The sequence below is a fragment of the Roseateles sp. P5_B10 genome, from assembly GCF_056400485.1.
Map to the genome: position 1 here is coordinate 1 of NZ_JBFULE010000323.1, position 5,700 is coordinate 5,700.

Consider the following 5,700-nt stretch of genomic DNA (forward strand, 5'->3'; position numbering starts at 1 on the left):
GTACTCGCCAAGCACCTTCACCTTGGCGTCGTAGTGATCGTCATCGGGCGAGCCGGCTTCGATCTGCGCGATGAGTTCCTTGGCGCTAGCGTGCTCGATGTCGGCTTCGTCGATCAGGTCGGCGTCGTCGCCCAGCACGTCCCGCGCGGCCGGATAGAAGAGCTCTTCCTCAGCCGTGGCGTGCGCGGTCAGCATGACGCAGATCTGCAGCGCGATGGCTTGTTTCTCGCCGGCATCGCCATCGGCCTTGACAAGCTTGTCATAGGCCCGGAACAGGGACTTCACCTCCCGGTGATCGGCGGTCAGCAGATCGATCGCGTCCGGTGTCGAATCGCGTGTCGCTTGGCTGGCGGGTTTTCTGGCCGTGCTCTTGGTGGATTTGGCTGAGGTCTTCGTTGCGCTGGTGGGCATGGGAGTTCCTGCTGGCTGATGGTTTGGAAAGACTCCGGCGGGCACCGGAGCCGGTGAATTCAGAGCTTGTCTTCGGCAAGGGCGGTACGAACATCACCCGGTCGAGATCACACCCAGGTCTCGCCGTAGTAGTCGTAGACCTTGCGACCGTAGTCGCGCGTGTATGCCGGCTCGCTGTAGCGGGCATAGCGCGGCGCGCCTTCCAGCTGCGACTTGTCGAGGTTCACCACATAGCCGTCCTTGGCGGTGTCGTACTTCAGCTTGGACCAGGGCATGGGATAGAGATCGGTGCCCATGCCCAGGAAGCCGCCGAACTCCAGGGCGGCGTAGCGCACCTGCCCGGAGGCCTTGTCGATGACCAGGTCGTCGATGGAGCCGAGCTTGTCGCCCTGCAGGTTGTAGACCTCGGTGCCTTCAACCTTCGAGGCAGCGATGGTGGGGCCGGTGGTGTTGTCAGTGTTCATGGTGGTCTCCGTAGCTGTGTAGCGGTCGATGGCGCCGCCCTGCTTCGACGGCAAATCACGTACCCACGCGCGGTGCCTCCTGCCTCGTTGAACCGCCTTGCAGGCTTGCCAACCATGCGGCATTCCGTCCTACACATGCCACCGCTGGCTTGGCGCATGCTGCGATGCAGCAGTTGAAGTTCAGCCATGTCGAAATGCATCATGCTGATTCGCCACGCCGAGAAGCCACACGGCGAAGACGGCGGCGTGGATGAATCCGGTCGCGACGATCCCAACTCGCTCAGCGTCCAAGGCTGGCGCCGCGCTGGCGCGCTGGTTCCGTACTTCTCGGCACTGGCTGAACGCCTGCATCCGCAGGTGCTGGAGCGCCCGCAGCACATCCTTGCGGCCCGGCCAACGGCAATGCATCCGTCGACCCGCCCCTATGACACCGTGGAAGGCCTGGCCGACCGCCTCGGGGTTGCCGTCGATGAACGCTGGTCGGATCACGATCCGGTGGACAAGCTTGCGTGGCACTTGCGGTCGCTGGATGCGCCGGTGCTGGTTTGCTGGCGGCACGACGATCTCCCCAAACTTGCCAAGGCGATCACGACAGTCGATGAAGTGCCGGAGAACTGGCCGTCCGAGCGATTCGACCTGACGTGGTCGTTTCGCTGCCAGGCGGGTCGCTGGCTGTTCCAGCAAGTGCCGCAGCTCCTGCTTGCCGGTGACCGGCTCACACCCGTCGACTGGCCGCAGAACAGAGCAAGGGCACGGCAAGCGGCTTGAGCAGGTTGCCGACGGTCTGGCCGCCATGGTGGCCCGCCTGCGGCATCAGGTGCAGCCGCTCGGGCAGCATCGGCCCTCGCGGCCGGTGGGAGCGGCATTTGCCAATCGTTGGGCCTTCCGCACCCTGCGCAAAAGCCCCTTGAGCCCAGCACCAACCGCCAGCCGCTTCCTCACCGCCGACGCTGCGAAGGCGGCGTTGACGGCACCGGCGCCTGCCATCGCCGTCCAGCTCGCCATGGTCGACTGGCGCGGCGGCAGCGCGCGGGCGCGGCCCTCGTCATCGCCCCCCAACGGAGCGGCCCGTTCACGCGAGCGCAGTTTGCGCAGCTGCGGCAAGTTCTGCTGCACAGACTGCAGGTGGAATTCGGCGTCTCCATCGACGGCGTCGAGGCCGGCCAATGCGCTGGCGCACGGGACCTCGTCTGCGCTAACGCGCAGCGCCTCGCCTGGAACATGACCGGGGGCTTCAACCGGCAGGAGATGCAAGGTGCAGAGCAACTGGAATGGCGCCTTCAAATGCCTGGCACCCGAGCAGCTGATCGAGCGGCTGGCATGGCTGGAGCGGCCGCTGGTGTTCACCAACGGCGTGTTCGACCTGCTGCATGTCGGCCACGTCAGCTGCCTGGAGGCGGCACGCCGCCAGGGCAATGTGCTGGTGGTTGCGCTGAACAGCGACGCCTCCGCCCACGACCTGGGCAAGCCGGGTGAGCGTCCCTGCTGCACGCTGCACGAGCGCGCCCACGTCATCGCGGCCCTGTCCTGCGTGAACTGGGTGACGTGGTTCGAAGAGGCCACGCCAGCGGCGCTGCTGCAGGCGGTGCGGCCCGACGTGTACGTGAAGGGCAGCGACCACGCGGCGGAACAACTGCCTGAGACACCGTTGGTGCGCGGCTGGGGCGGCCGCGTCGTCACCGTGCCCTACTTGGCCGGCCACTCGGCGGCGGCCAGACGCAGCTGATCGAGCTTGGGACGCATGCGCCGCTCCGGAAGACCGGCTCAGGGGCCGAAGGCGGTAAGTGTCGGGCCCGATGCGGCGACAAGGATGGCATCGAAGCTCTCACCGCCGGGCCAGCCGCCGCTGCCGTCGCCGGTGATGATCTCCACGTTGTCGTAGCCGAGCGCCGCCAGGCGCTCATGCGCACGACGGGCGAGCACTTCGCTGCGCTCGATTGCCGACACGTGCGCGGCGATGCGGCTCAGCACGGCAACCGCATAGCCCGAGCCCGCGCCGATCTCCAGTACCGCGTCGCCCGCCTTCACTTCGGCGGCCTCGATCATCAGCGCGACGATGAAAGGCTGGGAGATGGTCTGGCCCTGGGCGATGGGCATGGCTGCGTCCTGGTAGGCGACGTCCTCGAAGCCCGCTTCGACGAAAAACTCGCGCGGCACGGTGCGCATCGCCCGCAACACCGCGTCGGCGCGGATGCCGCGGGCGGCCAGCTGTGTGGCCACCATGCGCTTGCGCCGCTCGGCGTAATCCACGTTCATGGCGCTCAGAGATCCATCAATTCGCTGGACGTGCAGTCCCGGCCGCGCTCCTTGGAAACGTAGAGCGCCCGGTCGGCACGCTCCAGCACGGCATCCAGCGCCTCGTCCGGGCGGGCCTGCGCGACGCCAGCCGAGAAGGTGTAGGCAATACCGGCATGCGGCTCCAGCGTGTGGCGCACCCGCTCGAGCGCGGTGCAGGCCTCCGCCATCTCGGTGCCCGGGAGCAGCAGGAGGAATTCCTCGCCGCCGATGCGGCCCATGGCCTGGCCAGATCGCAGATGGGCCTGGGTGTGATCGCAGAAGTGGCGCAGCACGGCGTCCCCGACGGCGTGGCCACGTGTGTCGTTGACTCTCTTGAAGTGGTCCAGGTCCAGCAGCGCAAGGCTCGCCGGCTGGGAATGCCTGCGCGGGTCGTTCAGGGCGCTCAGCGCGAGTTTCAGGATGTGCCGGCGGTTCGGCGTGCCGGTCAAATCGTCGGTAAAAGCTGCCTGGACCGCCAGCTCGTGCGCACGCTCCAGCTCCGAAGCCATCCGCTGGTTGGCTCTCAACAGGCGCTCGCAGTCGTCCTTCTGATCACGCAGCGACTTGCGCTGCAGATAGAGGGCGACAAACGCACCGACCTTGCTTTCCAGCACCTGAGGGTGCACCGGCTTGACCAGGAAGTCGACGGCACCGGCCTCGTAGCCACGAAAAGTCCGCGCTGCGTCGCCGCCGTCGCCCGTCAGAAAAATGATGGGAACTTCGCGGGAACGCGCCTCATCGCGCATGGACTCGGCAAGCTGGAAGCCATTGACGTCGGGCATGGTGACGTCGACCAGCGCCAGCGCAAAGTCGTGCTGCGTCAGCCGTTCCACCGCCACCGCGGCGGACTCGGCGGATACCACCTCGATGCCGGGACGATCCAGGATCAGCTTCGTCGAAGCAAGGTTATCCAGGTTGTCATCGACATGGAGGATGAAGGCAGTCTCACGAGCAGGCAGCTGAAGCTCCCGGGAGGACGTTGGTGGTGCGCGGCAATTGACGCTCCCGGTGCCACCCCTGGCAGATACTGGCGCCGTCAAGGCGACATCAGGAATCTCCGTGAACACGTCCCCGATCAGCGACAACCTGGTAGACCGCGTTCACCACGCACTGGCCGGTGTCGCCGACGTGCGTGAAAAGCRCATGTTCGGCAGCGTCGGCTTCATGGTGCGCAGCCACCTGTGCGTGACGGCGAGGCCCGAACGGCTGATGTGCCGCATCGACCCGGCGCTGCACGAGATGGCGCTCCAACGTGACGGTGTCGAGACGGTGGTCATGAAGGGGCGCCCCTACCCAGGCTATGTGTTCGTCGCCTCGACGACCGCGCAAACGAAGGCGGCACTGGACTACTGGATCGAGCTGTCCCTCAAGTACAACGCGACGCTGCCTGCGGCCAGGGAAAGGCAGAGCCCATCGCGGGCCAGGGCCAAGGGGGCTGGCACCACCGACGGCACGCGCTCACGTTCTTGAGTGAATAGCTGGGCGCTTGCGGCGCAGCGAAGGCCCTTCCTACACTCGGCCAGGAATTGCGAGCGGCACACGCAGTGGATGTCGTCATGATCGCGGTCCGAGCCCTTCGACCTCTCGTTTCACGCCATTCATGCCATGAAGCTCCAGCCACTGCCCCGGCCCGTCGCCATCGTCATGGCCGGCTTGATCGCCGCTGCCACGCAGGCTCAAACCGCCGAACCCTTCCCGGTCCATATCGAGGTGGACGCCGGCCGCACAGCTGGCGAGCTCAAGCCCATCTGGCGCTTCTTCGGCGCCGACGAGCCCAACTACGCGACCATGAAGGACGGCCGCAAGCTGATGAAGCGGCTGGGCGAGCTGCGGCCCGGCAGCGTCTACTTCCGCACCCATAACCTGCTGAACACCGGCGACGGCACGGGCGCGTTCAAGTGGGGCAGCACCAATGCCTACACCGAGGACAAGGACGGCCGCCCCGTCTACGACTGGACCGTTGCCGATCGCATCATCGACAGCTACCTCGAACGCGGCGTGCGGCCCTACCTGCAGATCGGCTTCATGCCGCAGGCGCTGTCCAGCGCCAAGCTGGGCACGCCGTATCAGCACAGCTGGCGCCCGGGCTTTGGCTATGACTTGATCGCCGGCGCCTGGAACGCGCCGCCCAAGGACTACGCCAAGTGGGCCGAGCTGGTCTTCCAGTGGACGAAGCACTGCGTGGAGCGCTATGGCCACGAGGAGGTGCAGCGCTGGTACTTCGAAGTGTGGAACGAACCCAACTTGCCGGTGTATTGGAGCGGCAACCAGGAGGAGTTCAACAAGCTGCATGACCACGCCATTGACGCCGTGCGCCGCGCCCTGCCCCAAGCCCGCGTGGGCGGGCCCGACGTGGCCGGGTCGGGCGGCGCGTTCATGGACGCCTTCCTCAAGCACGTCGTCAGCGGCACCAACCACGCGACGGGCAAGGTCGGCACGCCGACCGACTTCCTCTCCTTCCACGCCAAAGGTAGCCCGCGCTTTGTCGATGGGCGGGTGCGCATGGGCATGGCCTCGCAACTGAACGGTGTCGCCGACGGCTTCAAGA

At 66.5% G+C, this 5,700-nt stretch carries 9 protein-coding genes; 4 read left to right on the forward strand and 5 right to left on the reverse strand.

The genetic code is table 11. The features are described 5' to 3' along the window. A partial coding sequence (locus AC1DU6_RS18215) for a hemerythrin domain-containing protein (protein ID WP_477858731.1) occupies positions 1–456 on the reverse strand: 456 nt, incomplete at its 3' end. Between the two features lie 62 nt (positions 457–518). Then, complete coding sequence (locus tag AC1DU6_RS18220; protein WP_056201253.1) at positions 519–875, reverse strand: PRC-barrel domain-containing protein; 357 nt, start codon at positions 873–875, stop codon at positions 519–521. A 186-nt stretch (positions 876–1,061) separates the two neighbouring features. On the opposite strand from AC1DU6_RS18220, the gene AC1DU6_RS18225 reads away from it, so the two are divergent. Further along, positions 1,062–1,643 (forward strand): hypothetical protein, encoded by a 582-nt coding sequence (locus AC1DU6_RS18225; protein WP_056199886.1) that lies wholly within the window; start codon positions 1,062–1,064, stop codon positions 1,641–1,643. Positions 1,644–1,688: 45 nt separating this feature from the next. Here AC1DU6_RS18225 and AC1DU6_RS18230 read toward each other — a convergent pair whose 3' ends face one another. Continuing rightward, entirely contained in the window at positions 1,689–2,129 is a 441-nt protein-coding gene (locus tag AC1DU6_RS18230; RefSeq protein ID WP_457320752.1) for a hypothetical protein, read from the reverse strand. Position 2,130: 1 nt separating this feature from the next. Between AC1DU6_RS18230 and AC1DU6_RS18235 the strand changes: the two genes are divergently transcribed. Further along, positions 2,131–2,601 carry an adenylyltransferase/cytidyltransferase family protein gene (locus AC1DU6_RS18235; RefSeq protein ID WP_200955306.1) on the forward strand — a complete coding sequence of 157 codons (471 nt, stop codon included), beginning with the start codon at positions 2,131–2,133 and terminating at the stop codon, positions 2,599–2,601. A gap of 38 nt (positions 2,602–2,639) precedes the next feature. Here the strand turns inward: AC1DU6_RS18235 and AC1DU6_RS18240 are convergent, their stop codons facing one another. Both AC1DU6_RS18240 and AC1DU6_RS18245 read right to left on the reverse strand, forming a co-directional pair. Then, positions 2,640–3,131 carry a protein-L-isoaspartate O-methyltransferase family protein gene (locus AC1DU6_RS18240; protein WP_457320750.1) on the reverse strand — a complete coding sequence of 164 codons (492 nt, stop codon included), beginning with the start codon at positions 3,129–3,131 and terminating at the stop codon, positions 2,640–2,642. 5 nt (positions 3,132–3,136) lie between these two features. Then, positions 3,137–4,219: a GGDEF domain-containing response regulator gene (locus tag AC1DU6_RS18245; protein WP_457320748.1), complete on the reverse strand. Its 1,083-nt coding sequence runs from the start codon at positions 4,217–4,219 to the stop codon at positions 3,137–3,139. Here AC1DU6_RS18245 and AC1DU6_RS18250 point away from each other — a divergent pair. Together AC1DU6_RS18250 and AC1DU6_RS18255 are read left to right on the forward strand one after the other, a co-directional pair. After that, positions 4,212–4,622, forward strand: a complete 411-nt coding sequence (locus AC1DU6_RS18250; protein WP_477858735.1) for a TfoX/Sxy family protein — start codon at positions 4,212–4,214, stop codon at positions 4,620–4,622. The genes AC1DU6_RS18245 and AC1DU6_RS18250 overlap by 8 nt on opposite strands. Before the next feature lie 135 nt (positions 4,623–4,757). After that, positions 4,758–5,700: GH39 family glycosyl hydrolase (locus AC1DU6_RS18255; protein ID WP_477858736.1), on the forward strand; the 943-nt coding region annotated here is incomplete at its 3' end.

Bases quoted from the DNA above. Each gene is read 5' to 3' on its own strand.
- AC1DU6_RS18225 (WP_056199886.1), top strand. From the start codon at position 1,062: ATGTCGAAATGCATCATGCTGATTCGCCACGCCGAGAAGCCACACGGC.
- AC1DU6_RS18240 (WP_457320750.1), bottom strand. From the start codon at position 3,131: ATGAACGTGGATTACGCCGAGCGGCGCAAGCGCATGGTGGCCACACAG.
- AC1DU6_RS18220 (WP_056201253.1), bottom strand. From the start codon at position 875: ATGAACACTGACAACACCACCGGCCCCACCATCGCTGCCTCGAAGGTT.